We start from the raw sequence: 16,041 nt of genomic DNA on the forward strand, positions 1-16,041 counted from the left end.
GCGTTCAATATCGTTCGTTGGTCAATTCGTCATTGCCCAAAATTCATCTCACGCTCCCCTGAGTACAGGGTGAGACGTGAGGCTTCTTTTGTTTTAAGCTAAAGGGAGTCCGCCCTGACCAGAGTCGAGGGGAAGGTTGGAACGGGTTAACGATAAGTGAACCGTTATAAGTCTCGTCATTGACCGAAGAGTGAAAGTAGCATACTGCTAAATACGGACTGACCACACTCTAACCAAAAGGGTAAGTAGGTCGGTTTCAAACCGTTTTCCAGATTTGAAACGCAAGGGACGAAGTACCTACCGAGATAGTGACGGAACCCATCCAACCGAAGGTCATATGCACGAAACATGGTAAGCCCCACTAATTCTTGTGGGTCGGTCGGAACCACAAGTAGGTCAACCGCAAGGAAGACGGAATTATTAAGGGGGTAAAGGAGGCGGGATAAAGCAAATGCCTCTGGTAATGCAGAGGATAAGGGCTAATGTCCTATACCGAAAGGTAGCAGACTTCCCGCAGGTCTCAAACGGTAACACTGCGTAAATGTTCCGAACGAAAGATGAAAGATAGAGCCTGCAAAGGAATCGGAATCAACGGACAGTTTCAAGATTATTCTTCGATAAACTGGAAGACGGTCAAGAAGCGGGTCAGGAACCTTAGACAAAGGATTTACCGGGCAACCCAGAACGGTCAATTGAATAAGGTGCGTAGCCTTATGAAGCTGATGTTACGTAGCTTCTCCAACCTGCTGTTGTCTGTGCGAAGAGTTACTCAAGAAAATGCGGGAAAAAAGACGGCTGGCATTGATGGTCAAGTCGTACTAACAGCCGTAGAAAGAGTAAAACTTATACATCAGATGCAGGAATACTCCCTATGGAAAGTACATCCAACGAAAAGGGTATACATTCCCAAGTCAAACGCAAAGTTTAGACCATTAGGAATTCCTACTATCCAAAACCGAGTCGCACAGGCAATTATCAAAAACGCCCTAGAACCCAGTTGGGAAAGCCGCTTTGAAGCTAACTCCTACGGGTTTAGACCAGGCAGAAGTACTCACGATGCCATAGAACAAGTCTTTAACAGACTTGGTACTGGTAACGACAAATGTATACTTGATGCTGACATTAAAGGGGCTTTTGATAACATCAGTCACGATTACTTGCTCAAAACAATCGGTGCTGTACCAGGTAGAGAGCTAATCAAACAGTGGCTAAAAGCAGGATATGTAGAAATGGGTCGTATCCATGATACTCCAAGCGGCACACCCCAAGGCGGCGTACTTAGCCCGCTGTTAGCAAATATCGCCCTGCACGGTTTAGAGGAATTCTTGTCTCAATTCATAGTTAAGATAAGATACCGCTACGCCAATGGAAATATTGCAACACAGACACGGGGGAAATACGGCTTCGTCCGCTACGCTGACGATTTCGTCGTTACCGCCTTAACGCAAGAGGATATCGACTACATTAAACCCTACATCGAAGGATGGTTAAAAAACAGGGGATTGGAGCTTAACCAAGACAAAACCAGGATTGTTAATGTTGATGATGGTTTCAATTTTCTCGGATTTAACATCAGACAATATAAAGGTAAATGTCTAACAAAGCCCCAAAAAGAAAAAGTTCTAACCAAACTCAAAGAAATTAGAGAATGGCTCAAGAACAATCTTCATGTATCTCCTGAGGTCGTAATAGCCAAACTAAACCCAATCATCCGAGGATGGGGCAACTACTACAGATTTGGGGTCAGTAAGGAAGTCTTTTCATACTTCGACCATCAAGTATGGAAGGCGCTCTATAAATGGGCGCTAAAGAGACATAAAAACAAAAGAAAGAAATGGGTAGTCAAGAAATATTTTGACCTAAAGAATGGTTGGAAATTCTTTGCTAAAACCCAAGACAGAAGAGGTAAACCGAAAACGGTTTATATTACCAAACTGTCCAAAATACCAATTGAACGCCATGTCAAAATTAAAGACAAAGCGTCACCAGATGACCCCACACTGCGTAAATACTGGCAAGACAGAGCCACTCGGTACGGAAAAACCCGTTGGATTAAAGATTCTAAACTTTACAAAATAGCCGAGAAACAAAACTGGATTTGCCCAGGCTGCGGTGAACATTTGTTTAATGGAGAAGAACTGGATACGCATCACATTGTCAAGGTAAAAGATGGAGGTACAGACGAGATAAATAACTGCGTCCACCTCCACAAAACGTGCCATCTCGCCGTACATAGCGGCAACCGTTCTGAGAAAGCTGAGGCTTGAGCCGGATGATTGGTAACAGTCACGTCCGGTTCTTAGGGGAGGGAGATGCGGCGACGTATGCTCCCTTACCCGACCGAGCAAGGAAAAGCCACAAAGGGAAGCAAGACCCAATTGCACGAGCAAACAAGCTCTTCAGTCCTAGATATGTTGGAATTATCTGCTGCTGCCAGAGAAATAGACCTAAAATATTTGGATGAATCAGGGTTTTGTGTATGGAGCGAACCTGGTTATACCTATTACTTTAAGGGTGAACAAAAACGCTTAGAGCAAAAAAAACGTCGTGGTCGTAGATTAAGCATCCGCAGCGTTTCTTCAACCTTTAATCAGTTTTGTTTATGGTCTTGTAATTGGCGGTGTCAATCGCAAATCTTACATCCAGATGATGGAGCAAGAAGCCCTTGAAGCCCACTCATGCTGGACGGGTCAGAGTAATAGTACAAGACAACGATCCGATACATAGATGCAAGGAAGTTCAGCAGTTATGGAAAAAGTGGGAATACATGGGTTTGTACATTTTCTTTTTGCCAAAATACTGCTCGCTCATTGAACCCAATTGAATTGGAATGGCAACACCTTAAAAAGGATGAGCTATCTGGGCAAATATTTGATGATGAGTTCAACGAGTGCTTATGCGGTCATTGATGGCGTTACAGCTAGGGGAGAAAAAGGAAACTATAGTACCCTACGTGTAAAATTTAACTTTACTGCCTATGGTTAAGTTTTCGTTACATAGTTATAAATTTTCTTGCCTACCTACTTATTCGAGAAACAACCAACAGTTATCTACAAACCTTACAGCCTAGCTCGACACCTAAATCGGTGGAGTTCTTTGGCGAACTGGTGAAATTGTCTTTTCGTATCTTTGGTCTCACAGTCCTGGGATCAGCAATGGATAGCAGCTATTTCGATGCCTTCACGATGTTGATGCAGGAAATGAATAATCGGGGGGGACAAGCATTTTTACCCTATCCTCTATCTCTAAACCCAAAGTTTTGGTTGCAGCGCCAGAAGTGGAATAACTTCATTGAGGAGCAAATTCATCAACGTCAACAGCAGCCTAATCACAGGGGAATTGATCTGTTGTCTTTTGTAATTCAGGGCACTGAGCTATCAACAACACAATTGCGGGGTGAGTTGTCCACAACCTTCACCGCAGGCACAAGAAATGTGGCAGAGGCAGTAGCTGCGGTCTTGTTTTTATGTGCCAAAAATCCGGAAGCAATGCAAAAGCTGCAATCAGAAATCACCAGATTTCTGGTAGAACACAGCAGCGAATTTCACCTAGCAGATGTCAACCTACTCAACTATCTTGATCTGGTAGTTAAAGAAGCGTTGAGGTTGTATCCTGCTGTGCCTTTGTTTATTCGGGAAGTTTTTCCAGGACGATCGCTAACCCTAGGAGGCTACAGAATTCCTGAGAAAACCCAAATTTTTATCAGTAGCTGGTCTTTCCACCGTAATCCTAAACATTGGCAGAACCCCGATGCCTTTGTGCCGGAACGCTTTACAAATGTACCCCCTCCTTTCCACTATTTCCCCTTTGGTGCTGGCCCCCGGCAGTGCATTGGTATGGCGTTTACTTTACTCTGTACGAAAGTTCTGTTAATTAATATACTTTTGCAATACTTACTGGAACTTGAGCCTGGTACTACCTTTGATACAGAATATTTTTCTGGTACAATCATGCCCCGTGAAGGTTTTCGGATTAAGTTCAGCAAGAAGGGGCAATGTTAGAGAAGCTGACACGAAGCGATGGTGTGTTTGTAGAAGTCCCAACACATCAAGTAAAACCCAGTCAAACCTGCCCCAAGTGTGGACACCAGCACAAGAAAACACTCGATATTAGAACTCACGAGTGTGGTGTTTGTGGGTATGTTCAAGATAGGGACATTGCGGCTGCCGAGGTAATGCTTTATTGGGCTAAAGGTACTCTGCCGGGGTTTGGAACAAGCCTCGTAGACGCACTCGTCGCCTAGCTCTACTTCACGCACCAGCAAAAAAGCTGGAACCATGAAGCAACTAGGGGCGAAGAAGCGTCAGAAATCTGGATCTACTGGTTTGGGTGCAGAAACCCAGACCTCTACCAAGTAGGTCTGGGTAGTTCATCATACTGTAATTTAGAGATAGGCATCCAAGATCCATTTCCAACCTCGTCGTAATACTGATATCGATTTCCCTTTACTTGCAGACCAAGATCCGTTAGTCCGATTCCATAGTTACCATCTGCAATTTTCGCTTTGGAATTGTTAGATGAAATACGGATAAGGTCTGCGCGTACCCAACCTTCAGCCCCCGATTGATAAAACTTTACGTAGTACCAGGTATAACCATCCTTCGCTTTCGTCTGTCGCAAAACTTCGATATCACCAGAAAGACCATAGTGGGGTGAAGATGATTCAGTCGTCGGAGCAGAGCGAACGTTAATCCGACTACCGGAATCTTTAGCAGAAAGAATAGCTGATACAGCAACAACAGGCAACAAAAACCACAACTCAATCAACAGTGTTGTTGTTGCAACGATCATCCAAACTGTTAACTTTGGATAGAAAAGTTTCGGGTGTTGCGAACGCATTTTTTTAAGGGCGATGCGTATTGGAAGTGTGATGCTAGCCTTGGAGCCGCTACGCTTCGCGTCCTTTTCGATGCTGCTTTGCAGCCGCAATCGGGCGATCGCATATCATAAATAGTAGCGCGTTTTCGTGTGAATCAAGCTGAAGAACCACAAAAATGGACGTATTAATGCTGTTAATTAACGAACTTCGCAATAAATACCATCTTTATCGACATCAAACCAGCGTTTTGCGTTCTTTGGCGTAAAGCCTACACGGGTTTTTAAATTACGGACATATTTTTACGAACAATGGCTATTTCAAGCAATTAAAAAGCGATCGCTTTTAACCCTATGAATTAAACCTTGCAAAAAAAACGCACGCTTGGGCGATGGCGCGGGAGCGCCCGTCGTAGACGAACGCACCAAAATAAAGTTACAGCATGGACGATAGCGAGAAACTGTTAGCAATTAAGCAAGAACTAGAGCGAATCAATGAGCGGCTAGGAAAATTGTTTCCACGCCTCTCATCCGCAGTTTGATGATGTGTTTGAAGACCTTGGGGCGGTTGGGTATTATATCCTTTGAGTCTCTTTATCGCCTCTTAGCAGCGATAAAAACAGTGCAAGATGATGGAGAAACTGAAGTTGGGTGAAGAATATTGCCAGTCATCGTCACATAAGACTATCTGTAACGATTGTGCTTTTCATGTCTTGGTAGAAAGCGTTGTGCAATGCACTCATCAAAAAGGAAGCTGGGATTGACCAAGCCCCGTTGGGGCGGGGTGTGGGGGAGCCACTCCGGTCTTGGGGTTTCCCCAAGTGGAGGATGTGGCATTGTGGGGCTTTCATAAAGTTATCCACGCCCAATCGCAGGCAGAGGCGCCCGTCAACAATTTAAGCCGCGATCCGCTCTAACCATTTGGCGCTCCAATACCCAAGATTTTGGGTGCTAATTGTGGATTATTGTGCGCCATTTGGGGGAGCGCGAAGCGTCTTTGAAGGAGAAGCCTGCGATTGGGCGTGGACAGGTTTTTCCCAAGGGTGTGGGGTTGCACATTCGTGATAGCCCCAACGACCAGTGGGAAACATACGCCCCGTACTGCGCGGACGTAGCAAATGGTCGCTTAATCACACGCCCCGACCAATGCCGTCAACGAGACCTGCAACCCTAACCATGCAACCCCACACCCTTCTTGTTGACTGCGCTACTGTAATTTTCTGCAATTCATTCCAACCAACACTCATATGTTGAAAGTCCTTGCGTGTCCTATGGTAGTGATGAGGAATAACGATGCAGTTTATACCCCCAGTTGAAGATTATTTTTAAAGAAACTGAGGGTGCGATGGGCTTGGGTGCCCCGCCCAAAAGAACGATCGCACTTTTGGGCGGATTTCACAACAAGAGTGCAAATTTATCTGATTGGTGTGGACTATCGAATAAGAATCTCCTCCCACCATTGACTGGTGAAAATAGGAATTTTTTGGTAGTTTGGCTCGCAGTAGCTCACCGTTAAGCAACGCAAGTGGTTCTCCGGCAAGTTGTTCCTTACTTTTATCGAGACGGAAAAGCACTTCGGGGGTCGTGCAAGTAGGTAGTTAGAGTCTCTCCCTTCGGCTCATCTTCTGCGTGAAGCAGAGATAAACTTTTCCAGTCGCGGAAAATTGCTTTATAACCGAAGACTAACTGTCCAGAAGATGTTGTCGAATCGAAGTAAATCCGACAGCTATTGTCCCCGACGACCATTCCTTTCGCACTTCGTACCCAATTGAGAGACAAAACGAGTTATTGAAATAACCTATAAACTATGGGAAGCCGCTAAAAACCTTTTAAAACCTAATGAGAAAATCATTCGATACTACATCTGGATAGCCAACTTGGAAACAATGTTTGAATTAGTAGAAAATCATCATTCGGGTGAGCCATTAATTCCTTGGCAAGAAGTGGAAAGAAGAGCAATTGAGGATTTGGATAATTTAGAAGAGCAATATCGCCTTAGCTATCCTTGGGCAAGAGAAAAGTATGCAAGAACATACCAATCAGTTTTACCAAGTTCTGTCACGCGTGCAATAGTCTTGCCTTGTGTACTAAGCGATCGCATTGTTAAGCGCTGCCAAAAATATTTCGGCAGCTTGTTTGGGTAAGTAATTCTTGGAACGGTGTTGCAAAATTTTTGAGATGTCTAGTGCGATCGCAGGTAAACTTAGATTAAGAGCGATCGCCCTCAACTCCCTTTCTCAATCCACTCCCGCCCCGCACTTTCTGCGTACAAGGTGTTTTTGCCACTTTAATTGTCCCTACTCTAGTTTTGGTTGGCTTGAGTGTTAGTTAAAGTTTTTTGATTTTGGTATCGGTATCTAATTGACATTTGGACTTCTCAAACATCACCTCGGTATTTAACGCCGGGGTTTTTTGTTGTTGTTGGGTGCGATGGCGCTCTTCGCCCGTAAGAAGTGCGATCGCATATACCAAAAATCGGCGATAACTTGCTGCCATAGCTATAGTAGTACTAATAGGTTGAATGCTCCCCTTGAAATTATTGTCACTAAGTAAGTTGTATAAAGTCACCTCTGGAGATAAAATAACCGCTTAATTATTGCATTAACTTCACTTCAAAAACTGTGAGCCAAACCCGCATCCGCAGCGTTATTTAACCTGCATTGGCGGCGTTGCCAAAACTACACTGACTCAAAACCTTGGCTACCACCTGGCACAAAAAAAGAAGAACCGCGTTTTGCTGGTGGATATTGACCTGCAGGCTAGCTTGACAACTTTTATAGGACTCGAACCCGACGAACTAGAGACAAGCATCCACTTTCTCTATTGTTGAAGGCAAACCATTGCCCGTAATGCCCGAACTAATTCACGGTATTTTTGCTTGTCCCCGCTGACATTAACCTCAAAAGCAAGTGAAATGCAACTAGCAGGTGCGATCGCAGAGGCGGCAAAGGAGCTGGTTAAAACTTCCAAGCTGGATGGTGGTGGGAGTTTGCCACAACTAGCACAATTGGGTGTAAGTAATTGGCGATTGGCACAAGTAGGAGGGGTACTGGGTTTTGTACTAGCTTTGGGGACTGCGATTGGTGTTTTTACATACAAGACCGTTGCTGAGAGTACTTCTGTGCCTGCTGCTTCTGTGCCTACTGCCTTACAACCTGAAGATCGGAAGCTTTTAGATTGGGCTAAATCAGATGAAGGTAAATTAGCACGTAGTATTTATGTCAAAAATGCTGCGATCGTTAAAACTTGCCGCCAACAGAATAAGTATGCAGGCGGCTGTATAATTGCGGTTGAGTAACTTCCTCAGCCGCCCAACCCTTGTATCCTTCATTACTTGCTTTTGTCTTACAGAAAGCCGACGGGAAAGCCCACTCCGTGGCTGGGGTGGGATGAACCGTCGCCCGCCGACTTGGGGCCCTATCGCATTGGGCATTGGCATTCTTTCCCATGCCCCATGCCCCATTCCCCATGCCCGCTCTCATCCCACTCCGTGGCTGGGGTGGGATGAGCTTAATCTCTTTGCTGTTTCGGTTGGTTTTGACCTTTTTGTGTGTTTCTTCAGTAATTTCTTGTTCAATTTTCATGTCTGTGAAGGTCAGGATTCCGAGTTGAATTCCTTTGCGGACAGCATTTAATCTATCCTTAACCTCAAGTTTGGTATATAAACTATGCATATATGACCTTACCGTCCCTTCGGATACATACATCATGTTGGCGATATCATCGTTTTTCATGCCTGAGGCGGTCAGTTTCAAAATTGTTATTTCTTTAACAGAGAATTTATTTAATAAATTGAGCGAATCTTTCTCCAGTGTGTCTTTTGACCTGAAGCTTTCAATTAGAATGCGATTTATAGTCGGATCAATCAGTGATTCGTTATTGTACGCAGCGATAACTGCCTCAACAAATCTTTCTCCCACCTCAACTCTTGCGCTGTTTTTACAGTAGTAGCAGTCTGCACCATTACTAAATATGTAATATAAATACTACAGTAAAGAAAAGAGCACCAATACAAAAATCCTGAAAACTCAAGTTCTTTGACTCGACTCAACGATCAGATCGGTGTTTTCACTCCTTAGAGAAAACGAGTTTTTTTATACTCAATCTATGACTAATAAACTAGGGATTTAGAGGCTATATATATTGTGAACCAACTGATGATAAACAGCTCTAACAGTCCTCAATTATTTGTGATAAACAAGCTCCCCGACTTCGTAAGATTTGTCGGGTATCTGGGTCTTTCAATTCTGACAAATTAGAGGGTATTTGTATATGTTTCATTCATAGCGATCGCGAAGTACAAAAGCGATGGTTTTAAGGTTCCTGAACTAGAGAGCAAATATGTTGAATAGTGCTTTTAATCTGTTCTGCTGTCTGAAGTTGGGATAATTGAAAATAGTTTTCTATTTTCTCTCGTACTTGTTGAATAGTGACATTAAAAGACAGGTGATGTAGGAGTTCAAGCCTTAAAAGATGAATCAAATATTCTGCTAAATTAAAATTTGGTGAGTAGGGAGGAGTATACATAAACTCTACTACAATTTTATCTTGAATACCCAAATCCGATAGATGTGAGTCTAATAACATTTGCATTTTCTTCTTAGGGGTAGAGTTATTATCCAAGATGACACTCAGTTTATTAAATCCTTGCTGAACACAATCACTCTTCGAGGTCAGCAAAGTAATTTGAAACATCTTCAGATGCGCGATTTTTCTTTTAATTGAAAATATTCTTCACCTGTCACCGCATCTATAGCTAGCATTCCATTCAATTTATTCCGGCGTTTTCTTTCATTACTTGGTACAGTTGGACGTGTATTTTTTTCAGCCCATCCATAAAAGATGCTTGGGCGATCGTATACTGCAAACTCATCAAAGAATACTATTTTTTCTTTTGATTGCTGGGATTGTAGTTTTTTTTCAAGTTGAGACAAATCATGATTGTTGTTCTTTATCTGCGTTCTCATAATCCCGATGTGCTTTTTGATGTGACAACTTTAACTCATCCAATATTTCATATATTCTACTTGTTTTCAGTTGCGAAGGAGCCATCGAGATTCAATTACACTGCTAATAATTTTACCTGTCCAAATACTTCTATCTATACCATAGTCAACTGGCTTCTGTCCTAGCAACATTCTTTTTAATTCTTGACATTGTTCTCTGTTCAATCTTGATGCTAACTGATGAGTTATTGGTTTAACTAATTCATTCAAATCATCTGACAAGTACTTATCTATCCACTCTGATAAAGTTTTATAACTACAACCTACTAATTTTGAAACCTCTTTTCTATTTTTGCCTTCGTACAGATATTTAATCGCTATTAATCGAGTTCGCACATAATCTTTTTGATGCTTGTAGTATAATTTCTGCCACAGATCCAGGTCAAGAGGAGCGATCGCATAGTCTGAACGTTCTATTTCTCATAGATTTACCCACGATGCTAAGAAAGTCCGCACTCATGTAATACTTTTTCCTACATTATAGGTAATCTTCTAGCGGGAAGGGAGTAAGCTCATCTTTATAGAGAATTGGTATTAGACCCATGTGAAGGGAATTTATGCTGGGTTCTGGCAAATTACTAATACTCAGATCTTGCACCTATCGGGATAAACCACGAATAGGCAAATAAAGAGGGTAAAAGAGTGACATTAAAAGTATCAAAGGGCTTGCGTAATAAACAGCAAATTAGATAACTAGCTTGCAGAGTGAGATTACGTAATCAGCCGAGAAATGGGACGGTACGTTTTATCTGGGAGTGATGCTCCAAATGGTGAGTGGCTGAATTTGTGCAATTGTCCAAAACATGAGAGAAAGGGGCGTGTAAAGCATATAAAAAAGCAAGAAAAATGGTTTCAATTCTTGCCCACGCCCAGAAACTAGTCTATAACTTGCGTGTCGTTGATTAATTCTGCCTATCAGCGAGAAAATCACCGAAGCCCTGCTGGGATTATTTTTAGAGGCTCAAGGGCATCCCCTACCTCAACACAGTAAAGCGAAGTCTGCCAGTGCCTTAAGCCGGTTTTTAAACATTCATCTGTGGCCAACACGCCAACTGATTCGTACCACTCGCAACTATGTACTTAAGCAAATTTTATCTGAGACACCCATTGGACGCAGACCGATGTTATAAGTGATAATCGACCTGACCACCCTGGAAAAACGTGGTAAATTCAAGCATGAGTGAGCATTTAAGATCGGTTTATAACGGTAAACGTGGGTTACATCTGGTAATGCTGTATTTAGTTGTGGGACGATGGCGCATACCAGGCGTGTTTTCGTGTTTGGAGGGGCAAAGACACTCCCTCCCCAGCACAACGCCGGATTAAAACGCAGTCATTGGGTTACCCAAAGCCCTGACTAAACATTTTCAGGTCATGATTTTGGTCGATACTGCATTTGGAACGGTTGATTTTTTAGATGGTATACGTAAGCTCAAGTACCATGCTATTGCCGGACTCAGTTGTGACCGCCAGTTAATTGATGGACAAAGCGTATCAGATTTATACAAACGTGGACAGCAAGTCCGACTGGTGGGCTTGAAGTTTCCTGTCTCTATTTCTTGGTGGCAACTAAGACGCGATGGCAAAGAGCGAAAAACGGTTTGTTCTATCTACTAACCCGGCGTTGCAAGTGGATGCTGATTGGCGATCGCACTCTATAATCAGTCTGTCATTCATTACCCGCAACGCCGGGTTACTAAGCCCCTCAAAGGTAGCACTATTACTTGGTGGGGTCGCCGCAGATGGCTTTCTTGTGGGGTGGTTTAAAACCGCAAAGCATCGCTTTGGACTACATCGTTTCGGTCAGGGTACTCTACTTGGAGTTTATCGTTGGTTGGTGTTGTCGGGGAAGTGCTTACATTTTGGCACCCAAGAGCATATTTATCAACTCAATCTGCTGATTTACCTGACTGGGGACAAGCTGCACAAATTGCATTTCAAGCTATCTGACCACAATTACTTGTGTTCTTAATTTTACTTTACCTTGAACGAATACGTCCCCTTTTACTTAGTTCTGGAATAGACATTCAAATTTTCAGGTGCAAGATATGAGTTGGAGCATTCCAGCCAGAAGAACAGGAACAACCAACCACTCTTGCTCAATACCTGGAAGCACTGCATCGTCGGGATCAATCCACGATCGCCAGGGAACAGTTTTTTGATCAATGGGATGCGATCCTGTGCCCTGCATTGATGGTGACTGCGTTTGGGCACTGTGAAGCAAGCTCGCCATTGCAAGTAAATGGTCAGACGGTAGAGTATTGGAGGGTCAGTGACCATTGCACGTTGTTTAACTACACAGGACATCCAGCCGTCGTGCTACCGTATCAGTTGGATAGCAATGGCTTACCCATTGGGATACAGCTAGTCGGGAAACGCTGAGAGAATCCCGCTTATTGGCGTTCGCCAAAGCTATATCGCAAGTGACTGGCGAATTTCGACGACCACCAGACTACTAACTACAAATTGCTAGGGGCAAGAAACTGTTTGATAATTCTTGCCTATCTGTGGACAATTCTAGTCTTTATGGGGAGATTGAGACTCTTCAATAATCCGAATCCTTTGAAAGTGTCGAAGAACTCGAGGCGTTGGTACGTCAACAGAATAATGCACGACGTAAAAGTTCGATTACAAGCGCTTTACATGATTAAAAATCAAGGTATCAGCGTCTGTGCGTAATCTAAAATACTTGGGAAGCATCGAAGCACGGTACAGCGGTGGTTAGGGGATTATCGTGAAACTGGAATCGAGACGATGCTTGAATTTGGTCTAAGTCCAGGTCGAACACGAGTAATACCGAATTGGGCGGTTGAAAGTCTCAAGAAACAACTAGTGGTCTGTCCCATTAATTTTGAGAGGTTGGATAAATCTTTGACAGCTTAACTCTTGCGTCTGATGTACGAAAACGCCAATCTACACAAACTTTATTTTGATTGCGATCTGCGAAAAGCACTTCTCGCTTCGCGATCGCGGTCTGCGAGCAGGGTAAGCGCGTCTCAATTTGAGTTGACAAGTATAAAGTAGTATGCTGTCTTTGAAAAGCAACAACTAGGATCAAAGGCAGTCTCATGGCATCTTTCCTTCAAATCTCCTCATGTACAAACTAAAAGCGCAAAGGCTTTGAGGGTAGCCAATGCAACTGCGCTAACAGAACAGATGCAATCATTTTTTAGCGAGATAAAAGATCCGCGTGTACCGAGAACTCGTGCCCATTTGTTAACAGATATTTTAATAATTGGAATATTTTCGGCGTGAGCGCCTCGGTAAGGGATGGGAGGATATGGAAAACTATGGGCTTGTGCAAAATTGATTGGAAGGAGCGAATTTTTAGCTCTGCCAAATGGCATCCCTTGTCCAGATACTTTTCGACGAGTATTTGAACGAATTAACCCCAAGGTATTTGAGCGTTGCTTTCTCCAGATGTGTACAGTCGATAGTTGAAACAATTGGAGCGCAGGTAATTCCCATTGATGGTAAAACCATTCCTTGGTTCTTATGACAGAGAACAGGGAAAATCGGCTTTACACCTAGTCAGCGCATGGGCAAGTGAGCATCGCCTTGTTCTGGGGCAAGTTAAGGTGACAGATAAATGCAATGAAATCACGGCGATTCCGGCACTATTAGACTTACTAGACGTAAAAGCACCATTAATGACCCCGTCCGCGCATGACGGGGTCTCGCCATGAAAAAGAAAAAAAAGATTTATTCCTCGATGCACAAAGCCTTCATGAATAAGGCATCAAGAGCGCGAAAGCACGATTATTAAGGACGGGGTCTATTATGGGGTTCCCCACCGTCACACACACCGGATTCTACCTGTATAATCCGAGATAAAAACTGCTATCGGATAGATGCTGAGAACCCCCGAAGATGTGTCTGACTCAGTCAGACACATCTGTGCTTTAGACGGGGGATGAAAGCTAGCAGCCTGATTTATCAGGCATTTTAGTTTTAATTACTTTTTTGATTCTCAATATACTGTTTAACAACTTCGGTACTTACTGCACCTGTTGATGCAACAAAGTAACTAGTAGTCCACCACAGCAACTTTGCGCTTGTGAGACAGGTGGATACAAGCGTTCCATTTTCTTACGTGCATCCGTAACTTTGAAGCGCCAATTTACACTTGCTTTCACCTGGTTGCGTTGTTGCTCCCAAGCCGCAATCTCAGACGCTAAAATTGTGCGATCGCCAATTCGTCTTTCCAGACACGCTCCGAGACAAGACAGATAATTCAATCTCAACTTGATTGAGCCCTTCGGGTTCGCCAGTTGCTTCAAGTCGGGGAACCCGCCCAACGCACTGGCTCACCAAGAAGCATGTTTGGGGGTGTAGTGCAACTCTAATTTTTCAACAATTCTCTGGCATTCTTGAGGGGGGAAAACTTCATATAAAGCGGCTAGATTATGTGTGTTTAAATTATCTAGTACTAGACGAATTACTTCAGCGTCTGGAAAATATATGTCTACTAAATTTTTCATTTGTAATGCAAAGTCTGCCTTAGTGCGTTGCTCTGTTACCTCAATATGTCGCCACCCACTTAACGGTTGAAAGTAGGCACAGGTGTTAACACTGCCGTTCCGTTGATATTCGTAGTCGTAGCGTTCTGGTTGTTTTGGTTCAATAGGTAAAGGTTCCCTAACGTCTTCTAAAAGTTGGTATGGACGTTCATCAAAACAAACTACTGGATGAAGTGGGTCATAGGGTTGGCTATATAAATCCAATAAATTTTCCATCCGTAAAACATACTCAGCATCAAATGAGTGGTATGCACCACTGCTGTTTTAACCACGGTTAATGAGCGTTTTTTTTAAAGTCCGACGAACCGTTTCATCGCTAATCAAATCGATCACACCTATGGTTACTAATCGGTTTGCTAAAAGTTGCATTGGTAAACTTGTTCTGCCATCCGGTGGTGCTGAACATGCTGTCGCCACTAGAAATGCTTCCTGCTCACCGTTTAATTTCCGAGGTTTGGCAGGATGCGGACGGTCATTGAGCGCTTGGTCGATTCCCCCTTGTGCGTACCGAAGACGGGTGCGTTCTACTGTCGAGACATGTACTCTCAGACGTTCTGCGATCGCTGTGTCTATCTCGCCTTCACTTGCCATCAAAAGTATGTGGGCGCGGGCGATACTTCTTGCTTTCGTCTTACCTGTTTTAATTAGCGATCGCAGTTTTTCTACTTCCTCATTCGTCAATTTTACGGTATACTTTTTTGCCATCATGTTACCCTCAAAGCCTAAAATTAAGCCTACCATAAAATCTGCTTTCCCTAGCAAAGTTGTTGTGGTGGACTACTAGTGGTCCGTCAAGGCAACTTTGCGGAGTAATACCAATTTCAGGTAAGCTACTTTCATACGGCTTCTGGGTGGTATCATGGGTAAAAAATATACGATAAATTTGAATTCGGCAGAGGTGGAGCAACTGCGATCATTAATCAGATCAGGCACAAGTAAAGCGCGAACTATCACGCGCGCTCGCCCGTCTGTTAATGGCATTTGATGGAAAAACCGACTCCGGGAATTGCAGAAGTTCTCTCCATCAACGTTTCCACCGTTAAGCGCACTCGCGCCAAATTTGTAACTGGTGGGCACAACGTTTGTTTTGAGCGATCGCCCTCATCCACCCAAACCTCGTAAGCTAGATGGTAAACAAGAAGCATTTCTAATTGCTACCGCTTGTTCGGCTGCTCCAGAGGGACGTACACGTTGGACACTAAAGCTTTTGGCACAACGCATAGTAAGTTTAGGCCTAGTGGACTCTATGAGTCAATACGGTTCAGTTAAGGCTGAAAGTCATGTAAATTAAATATTGTTGCTAAGAATGGAGATAGAGTGTGGTACATCTCAAAGATTTTTCCTTGATGTCTCCTAGGATACAAAGTAATGATGTACTCAAAGCGATAGAAACAGCCATCCCAGCAACGGCAATCGAGCAGGCGATCGCCAATACAGAAACAGATGATCAACGAAGGCGTTCGTTACCAGCGAGCTTGGTGGTTTGTCTGATAATTGCAATGAGCCTATGGTCGTCAGATTCGATGCGAGATGTACTAAAGAATTTAATAGACGGTCTTTCTGAGGCATGGGTGAAGGTGGGCAAATATTGGCGTATGCCGCTTCATTTTTCCTAGACAAAAACGGACAACCTTCTCCCAAAGGGAGACGCTGCGCGAAGGCAAATTGATGCGGTTGATCTGTTTGGTTCCAATCGCATG

17 protein-coding genes and 5 pseudogenes are annotated in these 16,041 nt (G+C 43.5%); 13 read left to right on the plus strand and 9 right to left on the minus strand.

Going from position 1 to position 16,041, the window contains the following annotated elements:
- Positions 1-557: 557 nt before the first annotated feature.
- The 4 genes and pseudogenes from ltrA to AABK37_RS35000 all read left to right on the plus strand — a co-directional run.
- Positions 558-2,267 (plus strand): group II intron reverse transcriptase/maturase, encoded by a 1,710-nt coding sequence (ltrA, locus tag AABK37_RS34985; RefSeq protein WP_432556065.1) that lies wholly within the window; start codon positions 558-560, stop codon positions 2,265-2,267.
- A 57-nt stretch (positions 2,268-2,324) separates the two neighbouring features.
- Positions 2,325-2,669 carry a hypothetical protein gene (locus AABK37_RS34990; RefSeq protein ID WP_432556066.1) on the plus strand — a complete coding sequence of 115 codons (345 nt, stop codon included), beginning with the start codon at positions 2,325-2,327 and terminating at the stop codon, positions 2,667-2,669.
- 438 nt (positions 2,670-3,107) lie between these two features.
- On the plus strand, positions 3,108-4,001 hold the full coding sequence (locus tag AABK37_RS34995) for a cytochrome P450 (RefSeq protein ID WP_432556067.1): 894 nt from the start codon (positions 3,108-3,110) through the stop codon (positions 3,999-4,001).
- Positions 4,002-4,018: 17 nt separating this feature from the next.
- Positions 4,019-4,358: pseudogene (locus tag AABK37_RS35000) on the plus strand (zinc ribbon domain-containing protein); the annotation flags it as partial.
- On the opposite strand, the gene AABK37_RS35005 reads toward AABK37_RS35000, so the two are convergent.
- Together AABK37_RS35005 and AABK37_RS35010 are read right to left on the minus strand one after the other, a co-directional pair.
- Entirely contained in the window at positions 4,348-4,791 is a 444-nt protein-coding gene (locus tag AABK37_RS35005; RefSeq protein WP_432556068.1) for an SH3 domain-containing protein, read from the minus strand. The pseudogene AABK37_RS35000 and the gene AABK37_RS35005 sit on opposite strands and share 11 nt — an antisense overlap.
- Positions 4,792-6,369: 1,578 nt before the next feature.
- Complete coding sequence (locus AABK37_RS35010) at positions 6,370-6,561, minus strand: hypothetical protein (protein ID WP_432556069.1); 192 nt, start codon at positions 6,559-6,561, stop codon at positions 6,370-6,372.
- A gap of 140 nt (positions 6,562-6,701) precedes the next feature.
- Here AABK37_RS35010 and AABK37_RS35015 point away from each other — a divergent pair, with 140 nt between their 5' ends.
- Entirely contained in the window at positions 6,702-6,959 is a 258-nt protein-coding gene (locus AABK37_RS35015; RefSeq protein WP_432556070.1) for a hypothetical protein, read from the plus strand.
- A 184-nt stretch (positions 6,960-7,143) separates the two neighbouring features.
- Here AABK37_RS35015 and AABK37_RS35020 read toward each other — a convergent pair whose 3' ends face one another.
- On the minus strand, positions 7,144-7,311 hold the full coding sequence (locus AABK37_RS35020; protein WP_432556071.1) for a hypothetical protein: 168 nt from the start codon (positions 7,309-7,311) through the stop codon (positions 7,144-7,146).
- A gap of 211 nt (positions 7,312-7,522) precedes the next feature.
- Here AABK37_RS35020 and AABK37_RS35025 point away from each other — a divergent pair, with 211 nt between their 5' ends.
- Together AABK37_RS35025 and AABK37_RS35030 are read left to right on the plus strand one after the other, a co-directional pair.
- Positions 7,523-7,645 carry a ParA family protein gene (locus AABK37_RS35025; RefSeq protein WP_432556079.1) on the plus strand — a complete coding sequence of 41 codons (123 nt, stop codon included), beginning with the start codon at positions 7,523-7,525 and terminating at the stop codon, positions 7,643-7,645.
- Positions 7,646-7,729: 84 nt separating this feature from the next.
- Positions 7,730-8,113 carry a DUF6753 family protein gene (locus AABK37_RS35030; protein WP_432556072.1) on the plus strand — a complete coding sequence of 128 codons (384 nt, stop codon included), beginning with the start codon at positions 7,730-7,732 and terminating at the stop codon, positions 8,111-8,113.
- Here AABK37_RS35030 and AABK37_RS35035 read toward each other — a convergent pair.
- Both AABK37_RS35035 and AABK37_RS35040 read right to left on the minus strand, forming a co-directional pair.
- A complete protein-coding gene (locus tag AABK37_RS35035; protein WP_432556073.1) occupies positions 8,055-8,735 on the minus strand; it encodes a response regulator transcription factor in 681 nt (226 codons plus the stop codon). The two genes, AABK37_RS35030 and AABK37_RS35035, sit on opposite strands and share 59 nt — an antisense overlap.
- Before the next feature lie 394 nt (positions 8,736-9,129).
- A pseudogene (locus tag AABK37_RS35040) lies at positions 9,130-10,238 on the minus strand (IS630 family transposase).
- 963 nt (positions 10,239-11,201) lie between these two features.
- Here AABK37_RS35040 and AABK37_RS35045 point away from each other — a divergent pair.
- Positions 11,202-11,438 (plus strand): hypothetical protein, encoded by a 237-nt coding sequence (locus tag AABK37_RS35045; RefSeq protein WP_432556074.1) that lies wholly within the window; start codon positions 11,202-11,204, stop codon positions 11,436-11,438.
- On the plus strand, positions 11,401-11,793 hold the full coding sequence (locus AABK37_RS35050) for a hypothetical protein (protein WP_432556075.1): 393 nt from the start codon (positions 11,401-11,403) through the stop codon (positions 11,791-11,793). The genes AABK37_RS35045 and AABK37_RS35050 overlap by 38 nt, the downstream gene beginning before the upstream one ends.
- A gap of 63 nt (positions 11,794-11,856) precedes the next feature.
- On the opposite strand, the gene AABK37_RS35055 is transcribed toward AABK37_RS35050, so the two are convergent.
- A complete protein-coding gene (locus AABK37_RS35055; protein WP_432556076.1) occupies positions 11,857-12,054 on the minus strand; it encodes a hypothetical protein in 198 nt (65 codons plus the stop codon).
- Here AABK37_RS35055 and AABK37_RS35060 point away from each other — a divergent pair.
- On the plus strand, positions 11,961-12,203 hold the full coding sequence (locus tag AABK37_RS35060; RefSeq protein WP_432556080.1) for an amidase family protein: 243 nt from the start codon (positions 11,961-11,963) through the stop codon (positions 12,201-12,203). The genes AABK37_RS35055 and AABK37_RS35060 overlap by 94 nt on opposite strands.
- 888 nt (positions 12,204-13,091) lie before the next feature.
- Entirely contained in the window at positions 13,092-13,262 is a 171-nt protein-coding gene (locus tag AABK37_RS35065; RefSeq protein WP_432556077.1) for a transposase family protein, read from the plus strand.
- Positions 13,263-13,772: 510 nt separating this feature from the next.
- Here the strand turns inward: AABK37_RS35065 and AABK37_RS35070 are convergent.
- The 3 genes and pseudogenes from AABK37_RS35070 to AABK37_RS35080 all read right to left on the minus strand — a co-directional run.
- Positions 13,773-13,859 (minus strand): annotated as a pseudogene (locus AABK37_RS35070) (transposase); the annotation flags it as partial.
- Positions 13,820-15,046: pseudogene (locus tag AABK37_RS35075) on the minus strand (IS630 family transposase). The pseudogenes AABK37_RS35075 and AABK37_RS35070, both read right to left, overlap by 40 nt.
- 266 nt (positions 15,047-15,312) lie before the next feature.
- Positions 15,313-15,486 carry a hypothetical protein gene (locus AABK37_RS35080; RefSeq protein ID WP_432556081.1) on the minus strand — a complete coding sequence of 58 codons (174 nt, stop codon included), beginning with the start codon at positions 15,484-15,486 and terminating at the stop codon, positions 15,313-15,315.
- On the opposite strand from AABK37_RS35080, the gene AABK37_RS35085 reads away from it, so the two are divergent.
- A complete protein-coding gene (locus AABK37_RS35085) occupies positions 15,411-15,632 on the plus strand; it encodes a helix-turn-helix domain-containing protein (protein ID WP_432556078.1) in 222 nt (73 codons plus the stop codon). The genes AABK37_RS35080 and AABK37_RS35085 overlap by 76 nt on opposite strands.
- Positions 15,633-15,687: 55 nt before the next feature.
- A pseudogene (locus AABK37_RS35090) lies at positions 15,688-15,939 on the plus strand (transposase domain-containing protein); the annotation flags it as partial.
- Positions 15,940-16,041: the final 102 nt, after the last annotated feature.

The sequence above is a fragment of the Tolypothrix sp. VBCCA 56010 genome (genome assembly GCF_050875635.1).
In the GTDB taxonomy this organism is placed as follows: domain Bacteria; phylum Cyanobacteriota; class Cyanobacteriia; order Cyanobacteriales; family Nostocaceae; genus Hassallia.

Excerpts from the sequence above, each read along its gene's own strand:
- ltrA (WP_432556065.1), top strand. The coding sequence starts at position 558 with ATGAAAGATAGAGCCTGCAAAGGAATCGGAATCAACGGACAGTTTCAA.
- AABK37_RS34990 (WP_432556066.1), top strand. The coding sequence starts at position 2,325 with ATGCTCCCTTACCCGACCGAGCAAGGAAAAGCCACAAAGGGAAGCAAG.
- AABK37_RS35005 (WP_432556068.1), bottom strand. The coding sequence starts at position 4,791 with ATGATCGTTGCAACAACAACACTGTTGATTGAGTTGTGGTTTTTGTTG.
- AABK37_RS35010 (WP_432556069.1), bottom strand. The coding sequence starts at position 6,561 with ATGGTCGTCGGGGACAATAGCTGTCGGATTTACTTCGATTCGACAACA.
- AABK37_RS35015 (WP_432556070.1), top strand. The coding sequence starts at position 6,702 with ATGTTTGAATTAGTAGAAAATCATCATTCGGGTGAGCCATTAATTCCT.
- AABK37_RS35020 (WP_432556071.1), bottom strand. The coding sequence starts at position 7,311 with ATGGCAGCAAGTTATCGCCGATTTTTGGTATATGCGATCGCACTTCTT.
- AABK37_RS35030 (WP_432556072.1), top strand. The coding sequence starts at position 7,730 with ATGCAACTAGCAGGTGCGATCGCAGAGGCGGCAAAGGAGCTGGTTAAA.
- AABK37_RS35050 (WP_432556075.1), top strand. The coding sequence starts at position 11,401 with ATGGCAAAGAGCGAAAAACGGTTTGTTCTATCTACTAACCCGGCGTTG.
- AABK37_RS35055 (WP_432556076.1), bottom strand. The coding sequence starts at position 12,054 with ATGGCGAGCTTGCTTCACAGTGCCCAAACGCAGTCACCATCAATGCAG.
- AABK37_RS35065 (WP_432556077.1), top strand. The coding sequence starts at position 13,092 with ATGGGAGGATATGGAAAACTATGGGCTTGTGCAAAATTGATTGGAAGG.
- AABK37_RS35080 (WP_432556081.1), bottom strand. The coding sequence starts at position 15,486 with ATGCTTCTTGTTTACCATCTAGCTTACGAGGTTTGGGTGGATGAGGGC.